Origin of the sequence: Pedomonas sp. V897, from assembly GCF_051304405.1 — a bacterium.
Lineage (GTDB): Bacteria > Pseudomonadota > Alphaproteobacteria > Sphingomonadales > Sphingomonadaceae > Pedomonas.
This window is the reverse complement of the sequence record NZ_JBPPGG010000001.1, coordinates 145260-164711: the sequence shown is the minus strand read 5'-3', so window position 1 is coordinate 164711 and position 19452 is coordinate 145260. Positions and strand designations below refer to the sequence as shown.

The following is a 19452-nucleotide window of genomic DNA, read 5'->3' as shown; positions in this document are numbered from 1 at the left end:
CTGTCCGGCAGGGCGGTCAGCGACGGCCGCCGCTGACCGCCGTGTCCTGGTAAATGACAGACCCGCTGCCGAGCACGCTTCTGGTGCGATCCTTCGGATTGCCGAAGACGGTGATGTCGCCCGAGCCCATGATCCGGGCCGCGAACGTCTCGCGGGCATAGGTGGCGACGTCGCCGCTGCCGGCGATCCGCACGGTCACTGTATCGCACTGCAAGGCCTCGGCCTTCACGTCGCCCGACCCGGCGATGTTGACCGACAGCTTGCGGCAGGTGCCGCTCGCGGTGATGGTGCCGGATCCGGCGACCTTCAGCGTCAGCTCGTCCGCCGAGACGCCATCGAGCGCCACGTTGCCGGACCCGGCCAGCAGGAACGCGCGCAAATCCGGCAGGGAGATGGTCACGGCGAGCCGGTCGTCGCCGGGCAGACGGATGCTGTTCTTCTGCTTGAGGCGCAGCACCCCGTCCTCCACCCGGACATCCAGGGTCTCGAGCGCCGCCTGGCTGCCCCGGGCGAGGACCTGAATCCGGTCGGCCTGGACGACGCGGATATCCATCGCGCCCTCCAGCGCAATGCCGGTGAAGGGGCGGACATCGATCTGCCGCTCAAGGGTGGCGGCCTGCACTGGCGCCGCGCGCGCGTCGGTGAGGGCGGCGCCGGCGAGAGTCACCGCGCCCGACAGGATGGCGAGGCAGACGCGGGCGAAGGTTGGCACGCGCATTCTTCTTCTCCTCGGAAGCTGATTTCCGGTGACGTGCACCGCCCGAACACAGGCATGGACCTGCCGGGAAGGCGCGGAGGCACGCTCCGGTTCCATTCCGGGCAAAGGAAAGGGGGCCGCTGCCGGATGGCGCGGCCCCGGGGCCTTGTTGCAGGGCTGCTGTTGCAGCGTTATCGGGCGGTGTCGTGGAAGTGGACGTCGCCCACGCCGCCGACCTTCACCGACCGCTCCGGCGGGTTGCCGTAGATGTCGAGGTCGCTGACGCCGGACACCCGCGCCGAGACGTTCCGGTCCGCATGGAGCGAGATGTCGCCCGAGCCGCTCACCTGCGCCGAGACATTGTGGCACTTGAGGTCGCGGGCGGTGATGTCGCCTGCGCCCGTCAGCTGGATGTGAAGGTCATTGCAGGTGCCGCTGGCGGTCACGTCGCCCGCGCCGGTCACGGTCAGGGCGATCTTGTCCAGCTTCATGTTGGAGATGGTGACGTCGCCGCTGCCGGTCAGCTCAAGGGACTGAAGGTCCGGCATGTTGATGGTGACGCGGACCTTGTCGCGCTTGCCGATGCGCAGGCGGCTCTTCTGCGCCAGATGGAGCTTGCCGTCCTTCACCTCGGCCTTCAGGTCGGAAAGGACGGCCTCGGTGCCGCTGGCAACGACGCTGTGCGCGCCGGCCTGGCCGATGGTGACATCGATCATGCCCGAGAGGACGACGCCGGTGAACGGCTCCGTCCGGATCGGTTGCTTGACGACGCCGGAGTCCGATGCGGCGATGGCGGCCGGCGACGCGGCCAGGGTGGCGAGGCCGGCGAGAACCACGGCCGGCAGACGCATGGAACTGTTCATGATGAAGTCTCCCCCCAGTTGGCCGCCTTATTGGGAGGCGGCCACGTCGTGATAGGTGATATTGCCGATGCCGAGCTTTTCGGTCTTGCGCGCGGCGGGATTGCCGTAAACGTCGATATCGCCGACGCCGAGCAGGCGGAGGGTGACGCTCTCGTCAGCAAAGACGTCCATGTTGCCCGCGCCCGCCATTTCCGCCGATACCACGTGGCACTTCAGGTTCCGCGCGCTCACATTGCCCGCGCCGGAGACGCCGACGGTCATCTGGTTGCAGGTGCCGCTGGCGTCCAGATTGCCCGCGCCATTGATCTGCAGGGCAATCTTGTCCAGCGTCATCTCGCGGATGTCCACGTTGCCGCTGCCCTTGACGGCGAGGCCGCGCAGTGCAGGCATGACCACGTCCACCGTCGTTGCCCGGCCGTACCGGATGCCGGTTTTCCCGCTCAGCTCCATGTACAGCACGCCATCGGTCACACGGTGGCGGAGCCGCTCCAGGGAGGCCTCGGTGCCGGAGACCAGGACGCTGGGCGTCTCCCCCTGGGTGACGTTGACGTTGATTGCCCCTTCAAACACCAGCCTGTCGAAGTCCGCGACCTCGATCTGGCGTTGCACCGGGGCGGAGGTGTCCTCCTTCTGCACGGGCTTTGGCATAAGGAAGTATGCGATCCCAGCGGCGGACAGAAGGATGCCGCCGGTGATCAGCAGGATGGTCCTGGAACGCATTTTTCCTCCCTGGAACGGTGTGCTCGACCAACCGGCGCGCTACTATGTTCCGGTGGTCGTATTCTAAGGGTGGACACTGCTATGAAATTGCTCGGAAAGCTAGCCCTCGGCATCGGATGCCTCGCCATTGGCGCTGGTCTGTTTCTCGTCTCCCAGAACCAGCCGGCGGAGGCGCAGTCGTTCGGCGTCGGCAACAGCGGGCCGCTGCATGTGGCGGCGTCGAGCGTCGGCAACGCCAGCCATGCCTGGGCGATTGATCCGCGCACCAGCCTTGTCATCCACTGCGTGGCCTCGGGCGACAAGGCCGACTTCCAGTGCGAAAGCCAGCCCCTGCCGGGCATGGCCCGGCCCTGAGAGGGGCGGAGTAAGCGGAGAAGGGGCTCAGATCGCCGGGCGAATGGGCCAGGGGGCAGGGCGGCGGTCGATCACCTCGACGGCGTCGCCCGCCCGGATGACGCCCGAGCCCTGCGGCACCGCATTCCAGCCGAACAGAGCCCCCTTTACCCGCGGGTCCGCCGAGCGGCGGCGGCGCTGGAGGGTGCGAAGCGGCTCGTGGCTGGCACGCGCTGCGGTTTCCTGATCGGTGGTGGTGACGACGCAGCGGTCGCACGGCTTGACCAGTTCGAGCGTCACCGTGCCGATGCGCAGGGTCAGCCAGCTGTCCTCGCCCCAGGCTTCGCCACTGTCGATGACGATGTTGGGCCGGAAACGGTTCATGGGCACCGGCTCGGCAAGGTGGCGGTTCACGTCCGCCAGCGAGGCGGTGTTGGTGACGAGCACCGGATAGCCGTCCGCAAAGCCGATGCCGTCCGGGCTCGTCGCGAACGCCGTCTGGAGCGGGCGGTTGCTGCCCTCCGGCAGCCAGACCAGCCGCACGGCACGGCCAAGCCAGCCCGACAGCCAGTCGCTTGCCGCGTCCGCCACCCGCGCCTTCGCGTGCGCGCGCCAGATGGAGGCGGTCACCACCTCCGCGTCCGCATCGGGGAAGGGCAGGTCCAGCCCCGCGCGGCCGGGGACGGAGAGGGCAAGGCCCGTCCCGGTCGGCACGGCGGCAAGGAGGGCGAGGCGCGGCTCCTCCCGCTGGGTCACGAAGCGGCCGGCCTCGTCCACGATCATCCAGCGCCGGTCCCCCGCAAGCCCCGCGGGCGAGAGGGCTGCTTCCCCCACATCCACCGCGCGGCCGGATTTGACGGGGTAGAGGTGGAGGCTGGCAACACGCACGGGTTTGAACTCTCGCCGGAACGGGAACGGGAAAAATGCTCGCCTAGTTGTACCGCCGCAATTCCAGTTTGGCGATGGCCTGCCGGTGCACTTCGTCCGGCCCGTCCGCCAGCCTGAGGGTGCGCTGGGCGGCGTACATGGACGCGAGGGGCACATCATCGCTGACGCCGGCCCCGCCGAACGCCTGGATCGCCATGTCGATGACCCGGCAGGCCACATTCGGCGCCACTACCTTGATCATGGCGATTTCTTTCTGCGCCGCCTTGTTGCCCACCGTGTCCATCATGTGCGCCGCCTTGAGGGTGAGGAGGCGGGCCATGTCGATCTGGCAGCGGGCCTCGGCGATGCGCTCGTGCCAGACGCCATGTTCGGCGATGGGCCTGCCGAAGGCGACACGGGACTTGAGGCGCTTGCACATGAGCTCGAGCGCCCGCTCCGCCGCGCCGATGGAGCGCATGCAGTGGTGGATGCGCCCCGGCCCAAGCCGTCCCTGCGCGATCTCGAACCCGCGCCCTTCGCCCAGAAGGATGTTGGCGGCGGGCACGCGCACATTGTCGAACACCACCTCGAAATGGCCGTGGGGCGCATCGTCATGGTGGAAAACGGTAAGAGGCCGCACCAGCCGCACGCCCGGCGCATCCGCCGGCACCAGGATCATGGACTGCTGCTGGTGCTTCGGCGCGGCGGGGTCGGTCTTGCCCATGACGATGAACACCTTGCAGCGCGGGTCGCCCGCGCCGCTGGTCCACCACTTGCGCCCGTTGATGACGTACGTGTCCCCCTCGCGGATGATGGCGGTCTCGATGTTGGTGGCGTCCGACGAGGCGACGGCGGGCTCGGTCATGGCGAAGGCGGAGCGGATCTCCCCTGCGAGCAGGGGCTTGAGCCATGTCTCCTTCTGCTCCTCTGTGCCGTAGCGCTCGAGGATTTCCATGTTGCCGGTATCCGGCGCGGAGCAGTTGAACACCTCCGCCGACCACGGCACCCGGCCCATCTCCTCCGCCAGCGGGGCGTATTCCAGGTTGGTGAGGCCCGCGCCCAGCTCGGAATGGGGCAGGAACAGGTTCCACAGCCCTTCCGCCTTCGCCTTCTTCTTCAGCTCCTCGATGAGCGGCAGCACCTTCCAGCGCCCCCCGGTCTCCACCTGAGCGCGGTAGGCGGCCTCATTGGGGTAGATGTGGGCGTCCATGAAGGCGCGGATGCGCCCGATGTAGGCAAGGGTCTTTGCCGAATAGTCGAAGTTCACGCCGTCCTCCCTGCTTTTTCTCCCGATGGTAGGGCAAAGGCAGACCGATGCCGCGGGCAAAAACAGGGGGTGGTGGGGGTGTGGGGTCGTGGCCTCGGCTCGGAGCTGCCCGGCGTTGGACCGGCCCGGCCTAGGCCTGGAACGGGCGCTCGCGGATCCAGCGGGAGGCGAGCCATTTTTCGCCGGCCGTGACCGGGGCTCCGGCGTGGCGGGAGAGGGGCTCGGGCGCGCCCGCGTCGGTCACGTTGGTGAACAGGAGCGCGTCGCCCACCCGGCCGCGCCAGCGGATGTCCAGTTCGGTGAAGGCGGTGTGGCCGCCCGCGTAGCCGCCGCTCAGCGAGATGAGCAGGGTCTTGATGCGCTGGCCGCTCTCGGCCAGCCGGTCCTCGGGACGGGCGGCGTTCGGCGGCAGGCAGTCGAGATGGGGCCGGTACTCCCCGCCGGGGCCGTAGGCGAGCACGGCGAGCGGTTCGCCCTGCGCCGCCGTGGTGCCGGAGGCCTGCGCGATGCGGCGGTTCACCCAGGCGACGATGGAATCGTAGAAGGTGGGCCCGAAGTTCATGTTGCGGGCCCGGCGCACCGGATGGGGGCGGCTCTGGCCGGTTGTCGGATCGAACACCAGCGCCGGGGCCACCTGGGGCTGGGCGAGACGCAGGATATGCCGGCACACCGCCTCGGGCACCAGGCCGGGCAGGGCGGCAATGCGGGGCGCGTCATGGAGCACGTCCGGCTCCGGCAGGGGCGCATCGAGCAGGGGCCAGAGCGCCGCCTCGGCACGGGCGGACGCATCGCCCTGCTCCGCCGCAAGGCGTGTCCAGCGGTTGGCGTCCGCATCGTCGCCGTCCGGCGCGTCCCAGCGCAGCAGGCAGGCGTACAGCTGCATGGCGGGGGGAAGGCCGCTCTCGGCGGCACGGCGTGCCATCTCCAGCGCCCGGGCGGGATCGCGGGGCAGGCGGCTGCCCGTCGCCAGCCATTCCGCCACCGCCAGCATGGCCAGTGGCACGCCGTCGCGCGCCGCCTCCTGCATGAGCGGCACGGCGTCCTGCACCGCGCCGCGCCGGAAGGCGGAGAGGGCCGCGCTGACGCGCGGGTCGGACGGGGTGGTCGGGCGGGATGCCATATGGCCCCTCTCAGGAAGCGGCTGGGCGGTGCCCGGACAGGATGCGATCGACAGTGGCGGTCAGTTCCTCGAGCGAGAAGGGCTTGTCCAGCACGTCGGCGATCAGTTCCTGGAGATTGTAGGCGCGCTGGCGCTCGTGGGCGTAGCCGGTCATCATCAGCACCGGCATGTCCGGCGCGGCACTGCTGGCCTTCAGCGCCAGCGCGATACCGTCCATGACCGGCATGACAATGTCGGTGATGAGCAGGTCGTATGACTCAAGGCTGAGACAATGGAGCGCTGCCCCGCCGTCCGAGACCGCAACGACCGTATGGCCGAAATGGGTGAGGCCGCGCTCCACGAATTCCCGGACCGCAGCATTGTCCTCGGCGACGAGGATGCGCGCCATAGGCGGCTCAGCTCCCGGCGCCAGTGTCCGGGCCGGTATCGAAGCCGATACGCAGCTGCCGCGCCGTGCTCGGAAAATTCTCGACCGTGGTATCGAACATGACCGTCTGACCCCCGTTCAGCACCAGGGTGGGTGGCGGAAAATACCAAGTGAACACCACATTGCCGTTTTCGTCCAGCATCGTTCCCTTGAGGCTGGGGATGCGCACGGTGCGGTTGGTGGGGTTTTCGATCGAGCCGGTGATCTCCTGCGACAGGTTGCCGTTTTCCAGCAACCGCGCGGGCGGCGGCGGCGGGTAGCTGATCCGCAGCACCTGCGCGCCAAGGCTGGCGTCGTGCGGCACCGGCGTCGCCATGCCCATGGCAGCATAGAAGCTGCGGAACATGTCGCTGCGCTCGATGAGCGCGTCCTTCCAGAGAACAACGTTCAGTCCCAGCGCAAGAACGGCGGTGGTGCCGATGACCACCCACTTGACGGGGAAGCGGCGGCGCTCGCCCGGCTGCCAGGCGGCGGGCTTGCGGCTCTTCTCCGCCCGGCTGCGGCGGCGCGGGGCAACGGCAGCGGAAATGTCCGCATCGTCCTGGGACAGGGCGTCGGCGGGATCGGCCGCCCCGAGGCGCGGCATCGGGCCGGCGGGGAAGGGCGATACGGCCGGGGCGGGGGCTTCGGCAGGCGCGGGCGCCTCGGCAACGGGCGCGGCCACCTGATCCGCGACGACCCCTGCGGCTGCGGTGGCGGCTTCCGCCCCCACCAGTTCGAGTTCGCGCTCTTGCGACGGCGGATGCTGGGTCCAGACATGCTTGCAGGCGGCGCAGCGCACCGCGCGTCCGCCCGGGGGAATCGCCGTGTCGCTGACCATGTAACGGGAATTGCAGTTCGGGCAGGTCAGGATCATGCGCAACCGTCGAACAAGGACTTGCTCGCCTCTGAGAAGAAATCGGAATTCAAGGTTGTACGACGCCCCCAACGGACAATCCTCGCAGGACCCCCCCGAGGACTGACGCCAATATCCACACCTTGACCGTACAGCGCAAGTGAATCGACAGGCCCGGGAAGGGGTTGCCGCCGGGCCGTGCACGGCGCAGGACGGGCGAGAGGGACAAGGCCGCCGCAGCGCCCGATCCCCGTTTGCGTTTGGCTGCAACGCATGTCAAACAAAGGGCAAGTCTCACCATCCACAGGCTTTGCCGTGAATACCGTCGTCCGGTTCGAAAATGTCGGCTTGCGCTATGGCACAGGCGCGGAAGTGCTGCGCGACATCAGCTTCTCGCTTGAGAAGGGCTCGCTCCACTTCCTGACCGGCCCCAGCGGCGCGGGCAAGACCTCGCTGCTCAAGCTGCTGTACCTCGCCCAGCGGCCCTCGCGCGGCCTGATCGAGCTGTTCGGGCAGGAAGTGGTCTCGATGGACCGGGACGGGCTGCCCGCCCTGCGCCGCCGAATCGGCGTGATCTTTCAGGACTTCCGCCTGCTGCCGCACCTGACCGCGCTGGAGAACGTCGCCCTGCCGCTCAGGATCGCGGGCGAGGATGAGGATCGGGCGCTGGCCCATGCCGAGGAAATGCTCACCTGGGTTGGCCTTGCCGACCGGATGAACGCGCGTCCCGCCACCCTCTCGGGCGGCGAGCAGCAGCGCCTCGCCATCGCCCGGGCGGTGATCGGGCGGCCGGACCTCCTGCTGGCGGACGAGCCCACCGGCAACGTGGACCCGGACATGGCGGCCCGCCTCCTGCACCTGTTCCAGGAGCTGAACCGGCTGGGCACCACGCTCCTGATCGCAACCCACGACCAGCACCTCATCGGCATGGCCCCGAGCGCGGGCGTGCTGCGGCTGGAGAAGGGCGAGCTGGCGACGGGCCCCGCACCGGCAGTCCTGCGCGCGCCGACTCCTGCCGGGCCGCCGCCGTTTACCCGGGGGAGCCTGCTATGAGCGTGCGGGGGATCGCCATGCGCGTGCAGAGCCGCCACCGTTTCAACTTCCTGCCGGAGGGGCGCGAGTCCCACGGCGTGCTGCCCTGGGTCATCGCGGTGATGGTCTATCTGATGGTGCTGGCGGTAGCCGGCGGCATCGGCCTCGTGACCGCAACCCAGGGGTGGAGCGGCGGCATGGCCCGCAGCTGGACCGTGCAGATCCTCAACGCCGAGCCGGCGGAGCGGAAGGCGGAGATGGCGGCGGCGGCACGCTTCCTCAAGGGCCAGCCCGGCATCGCCAGCGCCGCCGCGCTCCCCGAGAGCGCGGCCCGGGGGCTGCTCAAGCCATGGCTGGGCGACAGCGCCGACAGCCGCGACCTGCCGGTGCCGGGGCTGATCGAGGTGACGCTTGCCGAGAACGCCCGGGTGGACGCCGCCCGGATGGAGGCGCAGCTGAAGCAGCACGCCCCGTCCGCCAGCATCGACGACCATGACGAGTGGCTGGGCCAGCTGACCGCCTTTGCCCGCGGCCTCCAGGGGCTGGCCTATGTGGTGGTGGGGCTGATGGCGCTGGCGACGGCCGCCATTGTGACCTTCAGCACCCGCGCCGGGCTGTCCAGCCACCACAACACCATCGAGATTCTCCACCTGATGGGGGCGGAGGACCGGCAGATCGCCCGGGAGTTCCAGTGGCGCTATCTGGCCCACGGCCTCAAGGGCAGCGTGGTGGGCGCGGGGCTCGGCATCGCCACGGTGGCGGCCATCGGCGCCATGGCGCAGCGCCTGGGCACGGAAGGGATTCTGGGCTCCCTCAGCTTCCCGGCCTGGGGCTGGGTGCTGCTGGTCGTGTTGCCGCTTCTCGTGGCGTTGCTCACCATGGCGACGGCGCGGTGGACGGTGCACCGCGCGCTGGCGGAGTTCCTCTGACCCGTGCGTATCCTGCTCAAGGCCTTGCTCGCGTTCGTCCTCCTGTGGGCCATGGGGTTCCTGTGGTTCTGGCTCACCTTGCCCAAGCCGGTGCACTATGCCGCCCGGACCGAAGGCATCGTGGCGCTGACCGGGGGCGAGGGGCGGCTGTCCTCCGCCATCGACATGCTGGAGCAGGGGATGGCGCAGCGGGTGCTGATCACCGGCGTGCATCCGACCACCGGCAAGCGGCTGCTGGCCGCCCAGTTGCAGGTCCGCTACGAGATCATGGACTGCTGCGTCGATATCGAGCATGAGGCCGGCAACACGGTGGGCAATGCCCGGGCCGCCACCAAGTGGGTGCGCGAGCAGAAGATCCGCTCGGTGCGCCTGGTGACTTCCGACTACCACATGCCCCGCGCGCTGCTGGAATTCCGGGCGGCGCTGCCGGACGTCGAAATCCTGCCGAGCCCGGTGCCCGGTCCGATCAGCCTGACGGGCCTCTTGGGCGAGTATGTGAAGTACAGCGTCCGCCTGATCACCATCCGCTTCGATGGAGCCCCGATTTGACATTTCTGCGGTCTGTACTGCTCAACATCTTCATTCTGCTGTGGACGCCGCTGATCGGCCTTCCGGGCGGACTGCTCGTGTGGCTCGACAAGCGCAACATCCGGCACGTCACCACCTTGTGGGCCCGGGGCGTGATCTGCGCCGCGCAGAAGCTGACGGGTATCCGCTATCAGGTGCTGGGGCGGGAGCATCTGCCCGCCGCGCCGTTCATCCTTGCCTGCAAGCACCAGAGCGCATGGGAGACCATCGCCATCCTCATGCTGCTGGACAATCCCGCCATCGTGCTGAAGCAGGAGCTGCTGAAGCTTCCCGTATTCGGCTGGTACGCCCGCAACAGCGGCATGATTCCGGTGGACCGGAGCGGCTCCTCCAAGGCGCTGCGGACCATGCTGCGCGCGGCGGAGGAGGCCAAGGCACAGGGCCGGCCGATCGTGATCTTTCCCGAAGGCACCCGCTCCGCCGTGGGCACCCGGCCGAAGCTCCAGCCCGGCCTTGCGGGCCTCTACACCTTCCTCGACCTGCCGCTGGTGCCGGTCGCCCTCGATTCGGGGCGCGTGTGGGGAAGGGAAAGCTTTCTCAAATATTCCGGCATGATCACCGTACAGATTCATCCGGCCATCGAGCCGGGCCTGTCCCGCGCCGAGATCACGGAGCGCGTGCATGCCGCCATCAACAGTCTGGAAGAAGGATCGCCCACGTGAGTTCCCTGTTCGCGCCCCGCTACCGTCCGTTCTGGCTCCTGGGCGTTGTCGTCCTCGGGCTCGTCCTCTACGCCGTCTACTGGTTTGCCCGGCTCGCCGAGTTCAGGGAGACCGTAGAGGCCATGGTGAACGGCCAGGGGCCGGTGCGGGTTGCGGCCGAGGAGATTTCCTACGGCGGCTTTCCCTATCGCCTGTCGGCCACCTTCACCAACGTGACCGTGACGCGGGCGGGCAGTGACTACACCCTCACCGTGGCGTCGCCCGAGCTGGTGATCGAGCGCCAGCCGTGGCGCGCCGCCCTGCATCTGGGCTTCTTCCAGGACCCGAAGCTGACTCTGGCCGCCCCGACGCTGGCGGGCGGCGTGCAGCTGACCGGCACCGGCACGGAGGGGCGGTTCAGCCTCTACCTGAAGAAGGGCAACGTCGAGCGCCTCTCGACCGTGCTGGACAACGCCCGCATCGAGGGCGCGCCCTGGCTGGCGACGCCGCTGACGGCGGAGAAGCTGGAGCTGCACGGCCGCGAGGTGGCGGCGCTGCGCGTGCGCCAGCCGCTGCCGGGTGCGGACGGGGTGGCGGAAGGGCCGGGCGCGTCCCCGACGCCGCCGACGTTCCTCGAAGTGATCGTCAACGGCCAGCAGGTGCAGTGGGGCGAAGGCGTGCCGCTGACCCTGATGGCGAGCCTCGGCGTGACCGGCGAGCCGTCGGCGCAGACGATCGGCAGCTCCTACATCGATGCCTGGCGCGACGCCTCGGGCACCGTCGAGCTGCACAGCCTCAACCTGACCACCGCCGACAAGGATGACATGGTGCTGGCCAAGGGCACCTTCGCCATCGACGGCCAGCGCCAGCTGCTGGCGGGCGGCACCATCACCACCCCGTGCCCGGCGATGCTCGCCGCCCTGTTCGGCCAGGCGCTGGAAGGCGCGCCGGAAGGGCGCGTGCAGGGGCTGATCTCGCTGCCCTTCCAGGTGCAGAACGGCGCGTTTACTTTGTCTCAGCCTCAGACGGAGTGGCCGGCTCCCGCCCGAAATCGGGACGCGGCGTGTCCTGACCTGCGTCGATGATGGTGCGCCGGATGTGGCGCGTCCGGCTGAACAGGTTGAACAGCGTGTCGCCGTCACCCCAGCGGATGGCACGCTGAAGCGCCGTCAGATCCTCGTTGAAGCGCTGGAGAATCTCCAGCACCGCCTCGCGGTTGTTGAGGAACACGTCACGCCACATCGTCGGGTCCGAGGCGGCGATGCGGGTGAAGTCGCGGAAGCCGCCCGCCGAGAACTTGATGACTTCCGATTCCGTGACCTGCTCGAGGTCGGAGGCCGTGCCGACGATCGTGTAGGCGATGAGGTGCGGAATGTGCGAGGTCACCGCCAGCACCCGGTCGTGGTGCTGGGCATCCATCACCTCGACGTTGGAGCCGAGCGCGGTCCAGAAGGCGCACACCCGGGCGACGGCGGTCTTGTCCGTGCCCTCCGGCGGCGTGACGATGCACCAGCGGCCCTTGAACAGGGTGGCGAAGCCCGCATCCGGCCCCGAGTTCTCCGTGCCCGCCACCGGGTGGGCGGGGACGAGATGGCAATGGGCCGGGCAATGGGGCGCCATGGCGGCGATGGCCGAGCCCTTGGTGGAGCCCACGTCCGACACGATCGCCCCCGGCTTCAGGTGCGGGGCCATGGCCCGGGCAATGGCCTCGAAGGTGCCGACGGGCGTGCAGAGAATGACCAGATCCGCGTCGCTCACCGCCTCGGGCAGGGTTTCGGCGACCGTATCGGCCAGCCCCAGCGCGCGCACGCGCGCCCGCACGGCGTCGCTGGCGTCGTAGGCAACGATATGGGTGGGCAGCGCGGCGGTCCTGACCGCGCGGGCAATGGAGCCGCCGATGAGGCCGACGCCGATGATCGCGATTCGGTTGAAATCAGAAGGCAGGGATACGCTCACGATGCTTGTCTTTCGCTCGGCGCGCGCTCGATGAAGGCGCGCAGGGCGGCAATGACGCCGCGGTTTTCCTCCTCGGTGCCAACGGTCAGGCGCAGGCAGTCCGGCAGCCCCTGGCCGGGCAGCCAGCGCAGGATGTAGCCGGCGTCCTGAAGCGCGCGGTTGGCGGCCTCGGCCGTCAGGCCATTGGCCTCGGGGAAGCGGATGAGCAGGAAGTTGCACTGCGAGGGCACCACATGGAGGCCCAGCGCCTCGATCTCCGCCTTCAGCCAGGGCAGCCACTGGTTGTTGTGGGCGCGGGCCGCCTCGATCCAGGCCTGATCCTCCAGCGCCGCAACCGCACCGGCAATGCCGGGGCCGGTGACGTTGAAGGGCCCGCGCACCTTGTTCAGCGTCTCGATGATGGCGGCGGGGCCGTAGACCCAGCCGATCCGCTCCGCCGCCAGCCCGTAGATCTTGGAGAAGGTGCGGGTGGTGACCACGTTCGGCGCCCGGCGGGCCAGCTCAAGGCCGGATTCGTAATCGGGCGCGGTGACGTACTCAGCATAGGCCGCGTCCAGCACCAGAATGACATCGGACGGCAACCCGGCATGGAGGCGCAGGATCTCGCTCTCCGGCAGGTAGGTGCCGGTGGGATTGTTCGGATTGGCGAGGTACAGGATGCGCGTCCGCGGTGTGACGGCGGCCAGCAGCGCGTCCACGTCCGCCGTGTAGTCGCGGTCCGGCACTTCCACCAGCGTGGCGCCCATGCGCTGGGCGGCGATGGGGTAGACCATGAAGCCATGGCGCACGAACATCACCTCGTCGCCAGCCGCGCAGTAGGCGTGGGCGAGCAGGTGCAGGGCCTCGTCCGAGCCGGTGCCGCACATGATCCGGTCCGCTTCGATGCCGTGGTGGCGGGCAATCGCCTCGCGCAGCAGGGTCGCGCCGCCATCCGGGTATCGATGCGCGTTGACGCAGGCCGCCTGCATGGCTGCCACCGCCTTCGGGCTGGGGCCGAGCGGGGACTCGTTGGCCGACAGCTTGGCGGCCGGACGGCCGCTGGCCGTGGTGGCCTTGCCCGGCACATAGGGGGCAATCGCGCTGATCCAGGGCTTCGGCTGGGGAAACGACATGGGACCTCCGAAAATCGTGCCGGCGACCCATACGCCCTGCAAGCCCGGGTTGACAAGAACCAGGCGGGTCAGAAGCACTTCAGAAACCCGTATTCTCGCGCAATTTGTGTGCCCCGGTCCGGGCGGTGCGGGAAAATAATCGTCTGCAGGCGGGCTACACCGACGACGCGGACGTCGGCGCGGACGCGCGGCGGCGCAGGGTCTTGGCCGGTGCCGGAGTGACGGGGACAAGGCCGTTCGTCTTCTGGGCGAGGACGATGTGGACGCCGCCCAGATTGGGCGCAAGCGTGCGGGCGGTGCTCTCCAGCGGCATCAGCCAGCCGCAGGGCGGCATGACGAGGGCGGTCTGCCACGACAGCGGCTCGAACAGGCTCTCCCGCAGCAGGGAGGCCAGCTGACCGCGCCCGTAGGGACGGCCGTTGCCGAAGGGGGTCCTCTCGAAATGGGCCCAGAGGCCAGCGCGGTTGGACGTCACAAGGAGGAGGCGGCCGTTCGGCGCCAGCACGCGCCAGATTTCCCGAAGCAGGCGGCGGGCCGGGTCGACGAACTCCAGCCCGTGGATGACGATCACCTGATCGAACAGCGCGTCGGCAAAGGGCATGGCGGTCTCGTCCGCCAGCAGGGCGCGGTTGGGAGCGGGCGCGCCGCCTTCCGCCCCGGGCCGGGACGGCCAGCGCATCACGCCCTGGCGCGCCGGCATGAGAAGGGCCAGCCGCTCCGGCTGGCCCTCGAAGCCGTCGAGATAGGGGCCGCAGTAGCCCACGGCCAGCACCCGGTCGGTAGCGCGCTGGGCCAGCAGCGGCGCCAGCTTGCAGCGCACCTCGCGCACGGCGCGGCGGCCGAGCGGCGTGGCGTAGAAGGCGGACATTTCCTCGACGCTGGGTCGCATGGCGTCATACCATTGCTGGCCGGGAGGCGGGATCAGGATGAAAGCCTCAGCGCTTGCGGCGGCCCTGGGCTTCCCGGGGCAGCTCGGGACGGTCGATGATTCCGTGGCCAAGCGCGACGAGCTGTTGTTCCAGCGCGTCCGCGTCCGCGTCGGTGAGGCCGCCCACCTGGAAGATGCGATGCACGAGGCCCCGCTCGGGATGGTGGCGGGACTGCACGAAGTCGATGCCGCGAAAACCGCCCGGGCTCTGCCAGCGCATGATGGGCTCCACCTCGTCCAGCATGGCGAAGTCGTCCCACGGCCCGCTCTGGCCGAGGCGGCGGCCGATGCGCTGCGCGGTGAGCGCGAAAACAATGGGCGGATGCAGCCGGCGCAGCACCGGAACCGCCGAGATCCCCATGACGAAGAAGCTGACGACAAGGGCCGCCAGAACCAGCAGCGCCAGCCCGTAGCCGCTGGGCAGGGCCTGACCGGCGCTCACAAACAGCCCGAGCACGACGGCGAGAATCGTCAGCGTCAGGACGACAACCAGCAGGAGAAGGATGCCGAAGCCGCGGCGCATGGCGCGGGCGTCCATGCTCTCCACAAGCACATCGAAGGTTGTCCACTTGGCTTCCGGCCGGGCGGACCACAGCACAGGCTCGGCGTTATCATCCGCCACGAGTTCGGGAGGCGTGGTCATGCCGTCTCCTCTGGTTCCGTTCCAAACACTTGCACACGTCAGCCTCCGCACGGCGGTGCAGAGACCGTTCCTCCCAGAATGGTTCAGGTCGGCGGGGCGGCGCAACCTAGAAACGTCCCGAATGGTTGCAAAGATTGAACGATTCGAGAGTCGCGGTCCGTCGCCCGCCTTGAGCCGTCAACCATCAGGCCCCGGCCAGCCAGCGGGCCAGCGGCTCCCACAGGAGGGACGGGGCGCGGCGGCTGGCCACCATGCCCACATGTCCGGCGTTGACGCATAACGCGGCAGCGCCCGGAATGGCCCCCGCAAGGGCGGACGAACTCTCCTGCGGCACGATCCGGTCCGTCCCGGCGCTCACCACGAGGGCGGGGACCCTCAGACGCGCCGGATCGACAGCCGCGCCGTTGATGGTCCATGCGCCAGCGCCCGGCTCATTGCGACCGAAGAAGGCGTCGAAGCACTGGCGGGCGGCGGGCAGGCTGAGGGGCGGGCCGGAATTGGCCCAGTCCTCCAGCGCGATGAAATCCTCCGCTTCCTCCGAGGCGGGGTCGAACCCGGCGAAGCGGGCGAACTTGTGCTCGAGCAGGTCCGGGTCCAGCGCCCAGAAGGCGATCTGCAGCGCCTCGGCGGGAAAGACGCCCAGGTTCTGCGCCAGCGGGTCCCACTGGTCGGCGAAGGCGGCAAGGCTCTGCCGCTGGTCGTCGCCGTAGGCGTTGAAGTCCCACGGCGCGGCCAGCACCGCCAGCCGCGCGACGCGGGGAGAAAGGCACGCGGCCGCCACGCCCAGCGTGCCGCCAAGGCAGTAGCCCACCAGCGTGACCGGCTCGCCCAGCGCCTCGATGAGGGGCAGGAGGCGACGGGTGATGTAATCATCAAGGCTGAAGCCGCGTTCCTCGGTTTCGGGCTCACCCCAGTCCACCTGGTACGGGCGCACGCCCTGGCCGCCCAGCCAGCGCAGCAGCGACCGGCGGGCCGACAGATCGAGAATCCACGACGGGTTGATGAGCGAGGGCACGAACACGACCGCCGGTCCCGAGCCGCCGTAGGACAGCAGCCTGGCCGCGCCCGACTCCGCAACGGCGGGCGGGGGCGGGAGGTCGCGCCGGTAAGGGTGGCGCTGATAGTGCCGCAGCGCCCCGAGGAAACGCTCCAGCCGGGCGATCTGGTCCGGCTGTGCCGCAGTGCGGGAGACCAGCTGGGAGAGGTAAAACACGAGAGGATGGGGTCCTCTTTCAAAACGCATCGTCGATACTGCCCGTTCAGTTTGGCACTGCACAAAAGTCCATGCTATGAAGCCGGGACTGCCAGCCTCCACGTGAAGAGAGACGTTCATGGTCGACACCGGGCCGACAACGCCGCCTATCATCATCAAGAAGTACGCCAACCGGCGTCTCTATAATACCGATACGTCGAGCTACATCACGCTGGAACATCTGGCCCAGATGGTCCGCGAGAACCGCGAGTTCAAAGTGGTGGACGCCAAGACGGGCGACGACATCACCCGCACGGTGCTGACCCAGATCATCGTGGAGGAGGAGGCGCAGGGTAAGAACATGCTGCCCATCTCCTTCCTGCGGCAGCTGATTTCCATGTACGGCGACAGCATGCAGGCGCTGATGCCCCAGTATCTGGAAGCCAGCATGGAGGCGTTCCGGCGCAATCACGAACAGTTCCGCAAGGCGCTGGAAGGGGCGTTCAGCACGGGGGCGTTCGGCCCGTTCGAGCAGATCGCCAAGCAGAACATGGCCATGTTCGAGGCAGCGGCGGGCATGTTCGGCGCCAAGGCGCCCTCCGAGCCGGCGCGCAAGCCCCAGGCGGCCACGGCCGCAAGCGCGGCGGCGCGGCCCGCGGCCGAACCGGCGGCCGACGAGGGGGCGACCCGGGACGAACTGGCGTTGCTCAAGGAGCAGATGGCCGAACTTCAGCGCCGGCTGGACAAGCTGGGCAAGTAGGGCGCGCGAAGGGCCAGGGGCCCCCGCGCGCACAGGCGGGCAGACATCCGGGAGCCGATTGTTATTCCACGTCCGGGCGGTCACCCGTGTCGGGCGCGGGGGCCGTCGCGGGCGGCAGGGAGGCTGGCGTCTGGGCGGGCGCGTTCACGTTCAGCCCGGCGATCCAGTCGATCAGCTGGGCGGCCACTTCATTGGCGGCGGCGTTCAGCGTTTCGGTGACATGATCGGGCTGAACCGAGCGCAGCGGGCGCTCGGTGGCGAAGCGGGCCGAGGCGATGACCTGCGGCGCGGGCATGTCCTTGGTCGGCGTGCGCAGCAGCACTGCCTCCAGTGCGACGCGGGCGGTGTGCTCCCCGCCCGTTGCGTCCACATGGAAGCCGACGAGCCGGGTGTTGAGCCGGAAATCATAGCCCACATCGAACTGGCGCGGACTCAGCACCATCCCGGAGGAGGCGCGGCGCAGCCGCTCTTCCAGCAGCCGGGCCATGAGGCGGGACGGCGGGTCGATCCAGCGGGAGTTGGGCAGGTAGCTGACCCCCGTAAGCGAGGTGAACACGGCGATGCGCGGCGGGCGCAGCTCGGCAATGGGGTCGGGCGTCGCCACCATCAGGGGCGAGGGCAGGGCGCGCGGGGTCTCGTCCTCCGTCGTCGCCGAGCGCAGGGCATAGAGGCTCGGCGGCGGACCGCTGTTGCCGAACTCGACGAGCGGGCCGCAGGCGGCGAGGCCGAGGGCCAGGGGCAGGCCGAGCGCGGCCCAGGTGGCGGACTTACCGGGATTGCGACGGATCATACTCGGGTACCTTGTTTCCGCTGAGCAGCGAGGAGGCCGGACCGTCCTCCAGACGCTCCGTGACCTGCTGGATGGAGCGCATCAGCTCCCGCATTTCGATGATGAGGCGGGTTGCCTCCGGCAGGGTGACGCGGCTGAACTGGCCGACGGCGGGGCGATTCTCCGCCGCCATGGCGTGCAGCTCCGCCACCAGCTTGTCGGCCCGCTGGGCAACGCCGCGCAGGTCGGAGACCAGCGGGCGGACATCCTTGTCCACCAGGGCGTGGGCGCTCTGGCTGATGCGGGAGAGGTTCTCGGCGGCGGTCCGCACCTCGGCCATGGTGGCGGACAGCTCGACCAGCGTGCGGTCGATCTCGGGGCTGCGGTCCGCCACGGTCTGGGTGAGGCGCTCCACGTTCTTGATGCTCTGGGTGATGGACTGGCTGTTCTCCGGCCCCAGAAGGTCGGCGAGGCGGGTGACGGCCAGCGTTGCCTGCTGGAGCAGCTGGGGCGCATCATTGAACAGCGCCGACAGCGGCGACGGCCGGCTGGGGATGACCGGCACGCCGTAGGGCCCTTCCTCCTTCAGCGGCGGCGCGCCCGCCATGGTGCCCGAGAGCTGCACGATGACGAGGCCGGTGACGCCGAGCGGCTCCAGCGTGGCGGTGGTGCCTTCGAGAATGGGCGCTTCCTCCGTGATGGAGACGCGCACCCGCACCCGGCGGGGATCGTTCGGGAACAGGGCGATGCGCTTCACCTGGCCGATGGGCACGCCGTTGAAGCGCACGTCACTGCCCACGTCCAGGCCGGTGACGGAATCCTGGAAAAAGATGTCGTATTCCTTCGCGTCGGCGCGATCGACCCGCGCCAGCCACAGCACGAAGACGAACAGGACGCCGATGAGCGCCAGCACAAAGGCGCCGATCAGGACGTGGTTGGCTTTGGTTTCCAAGCGGTAATCCCCCGTACGCTTCAGGCCCCGGCGTCAAGCTGCGTCTGCATGGCAGCCCGGCCGCGCGGCCCCTTGAAATACTCTTGAACCCAAGGGTGCTGAAATTCCAGCAATTCTTCCATGGGGGCCACGGCGATGACCCGCTTCTCGGCCAGAACCGCGATGCGGTCGCAGATGGAATGAAGCGTGTCCAGATCGTGGGTGATGAGGAAAACGGTCAGCCCCAGCGTGTCGCGCAGGCGGCGCACCAGATCGTCGATGGCCGCCGCGCCGATGGGGTCGAGCCCGGCGGTGGGCTCGTCCAGGAACAGGATCTTCGGGTCGAGCGCCAGCGCCCGGGCAAGACCCGCGCGCTTCTTCATGCCGCCCGACAGGTCGGACGGATACTTCTCGCCCGCCTCGCGCGGCAGGCCCACCAGCGCGATCTTGAACGCGGCCAGTTCGTCCAGCAGCCTCTCGTCCATGGCGTAATACTCGCGCAGGGGCACCTGAACGTTCTCGGCGACCGTCAGCGAGGTGAACAGCGCGCCGTTCTGGAACAGCACGCCCCAGGAGCGGCGCAGTTCCTTGGCGTCCGCCTCGCTCAGGTTGCGGGCGTCATAGCCCAGCACCTCGATGGTGCCGTCCGCCGGTGTTTGCAGGCCGATGATGGACCGCAGCAGCACCGACTTGCCCGTGCCCGAGCCGCCCACGATGCCGATGATCTCCCCCCGGCGGATGTCGAGGTCGAGATTGTCGTGCACCACCTGGCTGCCGAACTGATTCCTGAGGCCGCGCACGCGGATGATGATGTCGTCGTCGCTCGTCGGGGACCCGGTCAT

At 69.1% G+C, this 19452-nt stretch carries 23 protein-coding genes; 7 read left to right on the top strand and 16 right to left on the bottom strand.

Annotated elements, in window-relative coordinates:
* Positions 1–16: 16 nt before the first annotated feature.
* The 3 genes from ACSJJU_RS00885 to ACSJJU_RS00875 all read right to left on the bottom strand — a co-directional run bounded on the left by ACSJJU_RS00885 (position 17) and on the right by ACSJJU_RS00875 (position 2280).
* Positions 17–718, bottom strand: a complete 702-nt coding sequence (locus tag ACSJJU_RS00885) for a head GIN domain-containing protein (protein WP_435913246.1) — start codon at positions 716–718, stop codon at positions 17–19.
* Positions 719–888: 170 nt separating this feature from the next.
* On the bottom strand, positions 889–1560 hold the full coding sequence (locus ACSJJU_RS00880) for a head GIN domain-containing protein (protein ID WP_435913245.1): 672 nt from the start codon (positions 1558–1560) through the stop codon (positions 889–891).
* A gap of 27 nt (positions 1561–1587) precedes the next feature.
* Positions 1588–2280, bottom strand: a complete 693-nt coding sequence (locus tag ACSJJU_RS00875; protein WP_435913244.1) for a head GIN domain-containing protein — start codon at positions 2278–2280, stop codon at positions 1588–1590.
* A gap of 81 nt (positions 2281–2361) precedes the next feature.
* Between ACSJJU_RS00875 and ACSJJU_RS00870 the strand changes: the two genes are divergently transcribed.
* Positions 2362–2634, top strand: coding sequence for a hypothetical protein (locus tag ACSJJU_RS00870; protein WP_435913243.1), 273 nt, complete (start codon positions 2362–2364; stop codon positions 2632–2634).
* Positions 2635–2661: 27 nt separating this feature from the next.
* Here ACSJJU_RS00870 and ACSJJU_RS00865 read toward each other — a convergent pair whose 3' ends face one another.
* The 5 genes from ACSJJU_RS00865 to ACSJJU_RS00845 form a co-directional block, all read right to left on the bottom strand.
* Positions 2662–3501 (bottom strand): MOSC domain-containing protein, encoded by an 840-nt coding sequence (locus ACSJJU_RS00865; protein WP_435913242.1) that lies wholly within the window; start codon positions 3499–3501, stop codon positions 2662–2664.
* Between the two features lie 43 nt (positions 3502–3544).
* Positions 3545–4747 (bottom strand): acyl-CoA dehydrogenase family protein, encoded by a 1203-nt coding sequence (locus tag ACSJJU_RS00860; RefSeq protein WP_435913241.1) that lies wholly within the window; start codon positions 4745–4747, stop codon positions 3545–3547.
* A 130-nt stretch (positions 4748–4877) separates the two neighbouring features.
* The gene (locus tag ACSJJU_RS00855; RefSeq protein ID WP_435913240.1) at positions 4878–5867 is read right to left on the bottom strand and encodes a 2OG-Fe(II) oxygenase; all 990 of its coding nucleotides are present in this window, start codon (positions 5865–5867) and stop codon (positions 4878–4880) included.
* 10 nt (positions 5868–5877) lie between these two features.
* Positions 5878–6255, bottom strand: a complete 378-nt coding sequence (locus ACSJJU_RS00850) for a response regulator (protein WP_435913239.1) — start codon at positions 6253–6255, stop codon at positions 5878–5880.
* A gap of 7 nt (positions 6256–6262) precedes the next feature.
* Positions 6263–7150, bottom strand: a complete 888-nt coding sequence (locus tag ACSJJU_RS00845) for a zinc-ribbon domain-containing protein (protein ID WP_435913238.1) — start codon at positions 7148–7150, stop codon at positions 6263–6265.
* 294 nt (positions 7151–7444) lie between these two features.
* Here ACSJJU_RS00845 and ftsE point away from each other — a divergent pair, with 294 nt between their 5' ends.
* From ftsE to ACSJJU_RS00820, 5 genes are read left to right on the top strand one after another with little or no spacing between them, the layout of a single operon-like run.
* Entirely contained in the window at positions 7445–8182 is a 738-nt protein-coding gene (ftsE, locus tag ACSJJU_RS00840; protein ID WP_435913237.1) for a cell division ATP-binding protein FtsE, read from the top strand.
* Entirely contained in the window at positions 8179–9090 is a 912-nt protein-coding gene (locus ACSJJU_RS00835) for a cell division protein FtsX (RefSeq protein ID WP_435913236.1), read from the top strand. Before ftsE ends, ACSJJU_RS00835 begins: the two co-directional genes overlap by 4 nt.
* 3 nt (positions 9091–9093) lie before the next feature.
* Entirely contained in the window at positions 9094–9639 is a 546-nt protein-coding gene (locus ACSJJU_RS00830; protein ID WP_435913234.1) for a YdcF family protein, read from the top strand.
* Complete coding sequence (locus ACSJJU_RS00825; RefSeq protein ID WP_435913233.1) at positions 9636–10340, top strand: lysophospholipid acyltransferase family protein; 705 nt, start codon at positions 9636–9638, stop codon at positions 10338–10340. The genes ACSJJU_RS00830 and ACSJJU_RS00825 overlap by 4 nt, the downstream gene beginning before the upstream one ends.
* Entirely contained in the window at positions 10337–11404 is a 1068-nt protein-coding gene (locus ACSJJU_RS00820; RefSeq protein ID WP_435913232.1) for a DUF2125 domain-containing protein, read from the top strand. Before ACSJJU_RS00825 ends, ACSJJU_RS00820 begins: the two co-directional genes overlap by 4 nt.
* On the opposite strand, the gene ACSJJU_RS00815 is transcribed toward ACSJJU_RS00820, so the two are convergent.
* From ACSJJU_RS00815 to ACSJJU_RS00795, 5 genes are all read right to left on the bottom strand, one after another.
* Positions 11325–12275: a prephenate/arogenate dehydrogenase family protein gene (locus ACSJJU_RS00815; protein ID WP_435913231.1), complete on the bottom strand. Its 951-nt coding sequence runs from the start codon at positions 12273–12275 to the stop codon at positions 11325–11327. The two genes, ACSJJU_RS00820 and ACSJJU_RS00815, sit on opposite strands and share 80 nt — an antisense overlap.
* A complete protein-coding gene (gene hisC / locus ACSJJU_RS00810; RefSeq protein ID WP_435913230.1) occupies positions 12272–13387 on the bottom strand; it encodes a histidinol-phosphate transaminase in 1116 nt (371 codons plus the stop codon). Before hisC ends, ACSJJU_RS00815 begins: the two co-directional genes overlap by 4 nt.
* A gap of 154 nt (positions 13388–13541) precedes the next feature.
* Entirely contained in the window at positions 13542–14276 is a 735-nt protein-coding gene (locus tag ACSJJU_RS00805) for a class I SAM-dependent methyltransferase (RefSeq protein ID WP_435913229.1), read from the bottom strand.
* A 46-nt stretch (positions 14277–14322) separates the two neighbouring features.
* Positions 14323–14958, bottom strand: a complete 636-nt coding sequence (locus tag ACSJJU_RS00800; protein WP_435913228.1) for a hypothetical protein — start codon at positions 14956–14958, stop codon at positions 14323–14325.
* A 184-nt stretch (positions 14959–15142) separates the two neighbouring features.
* Positions 15143–16171: an alpha/beta fold hydrolase gene (locus ACSJJU_RS00795; protein ID WP_435913227.1), complete on the bottom strand. Its 1029-nt coding sequence runs from the start codon at positions 16169–16171 to the stop codon at positions 15143–15145.
* Positions 16172–16289: 118 nt separating this feature from the next.
* Here ACSJJU_RS00795 and phaR point away from each other — a divergent pair, with 118 nt between their 5' ends.
* Positions 16290–16910, top strand: a complete 621-nt coding sequence (gene phaR / locus ACSJJU_RS00790) for a polyhydroxyalkanoate synthesis repressor PhaR (RefSeq protein ID WP_435913226.1) — start codon at positions 16290–16292, stop codon at positions 16908–16910.
* Positions 16911–16971: 61 nt separating this feature from the next.
* On the opposite strand, the gene ACSJJU_RS00785 is transcribed toward phaR, so the two are convergent.
* Genes ACSJJU_RS00785 through ACSJJU_RS00775 form a run of 3 tightly spaced genes read right to left on the bottom strand, consistent with a single transcriptional unit; the run spans position 16972 to position 19452 of the window.
* Complete coding sequence (locus ACSJJU_RS00785; protein WP_435913225.1) at positions 16972–17700, bottom strand: ABC-type transport auxiliary lipoprotein family protein; 729 nt, start codon at positions 17698–17700, stop codon at positions 16972–16974.
* Positions 17678–18631 (bottom strand): MlaD family protein, encoded by a 954-nt coding sequence (locus ACSJJU_RS00780; protein WP_435913224.1) that lies wholly within the window; start codon positions 18629–18631, stop codon positions 17678–17680. Before ACSJJU_RS00780 ends, ACSJJU_RS00785 begins: the two co-directional genes overlap by 23 nt.
* Before the next feature lie 20 nt (positions 18632–18651).
* Positions 18652–19452 carry an ABC transporter ATP-binding protein gene (locus ACSJJU_RS00775; RefSeq protein WP_435913223.1) on the bottom strand — a complete coding sequence of 267 codons (801 nt, stop codon included), beginning with the start codon at positions 19450–19452 and terminating at the stop codon, positions 18652–18654.

Bases quoted from the DNA above. Each gene is read 5' to 3' on its own strand.
- ACSJJU_RS00855 (WP_435913240.1), bottom strand. From the start codon at position 5,867: ATGGCATCCCGCCCGACCACCCCGTCCGACCCGCGCGTCAGCGCGGCC.
- ACSJJU_RS00850 (WP_435913239.1), bottom strand. From the start codon at position 6,255: ATGGCGCGCATCCTCGTCGCCGAGGACAATGCTGCGGTCCGGGAATTC.
- ACSJJU_RS00785 (WP_435913225.1), bottom strand. From the start codon at position 17,700: ATGATCCGTCGCAATCCCGGTAAGTCCGCCACCTGGGCCGCGCTCGGC.
- ACSJJU_RS00845 (WP_435913238.1), bottom strand. From the start codon at position 7,150: ATGATCCTGACCTGCCCGAACTGCAATTCCCGTTACATGGTCAGCGAC.
- ACSJJU_RS00775 (WP_435913223.1), bottom strand. From the start codon at position 19,452: ATGACCGGGTCCCCGACGAGCGACGACGACATCATCATCCGCGTGCGC.
- ACSJJU_RS00870 (WP_435913243.1), top strand. From the start codon at position 2,362: ATGAAATTGCTCGGAAAGCTAGCCCTCGGCATCGGATGCCTCGCCATT.
- ACSJJU_RS00880 (WP_435913245.1), bottom strand. From the start codon at position 1,560: ATGAACAGTTCCATGCGTCTGCCGGCCGTGGTTCTCGCCGGCCTCGCC.
- ACSJJU_RS00835 (WP_435913236.1), top strand. From the start codon at position 8,179: ATGAGCGTGCGGGGGATCGCCATGCGCGTGCAGAGCCGCCACCGTTTC.
- hisC (WP_435913230.1), bottom strand. From the start codon at position 13,387: ATGTCGTTTCCCCAGCCGAAGCCCTGGATCAGCGCGATTGCCCCCTAT.
- ACSJJU_RS00875 (WP_435913244.1), bottom strand. From the start codon at position 2,280: ATGCGTTCCAGGACCATCCTGCTGATCACCGGCGGCATCCTTCTGTCC.
- phaR (WP_435913226.1), top strand. From the start codon at position 16,290: ATGGTCGACACCGGGCCGACAACGCCGCCTATCATCATCAAGAAGTAC.
- ACSJJU_RS00805 (WP_435913229.1), bottom strand. From the start codon at position 14,276: ATGCGACCCAGCGTCGAGGAAATGTCCGCCTTCTACGCCACGCCGCTC.
- ACSJJU_RS00800 (WP_435913228.1), bottom strand. From the start codon at position 14,958: ATGACCACGCCTCCCGAACTCGTGGCGGATGATAACGCCGAGCCTGTG.
- ACSJJU_RS00885 (WP_435913246.1), bottom strand. From the start codon at position 718: ATGCGCGTGCCAACCTTCGCCCGCGTCTGCCTCGCCATCCTGTCGGGC.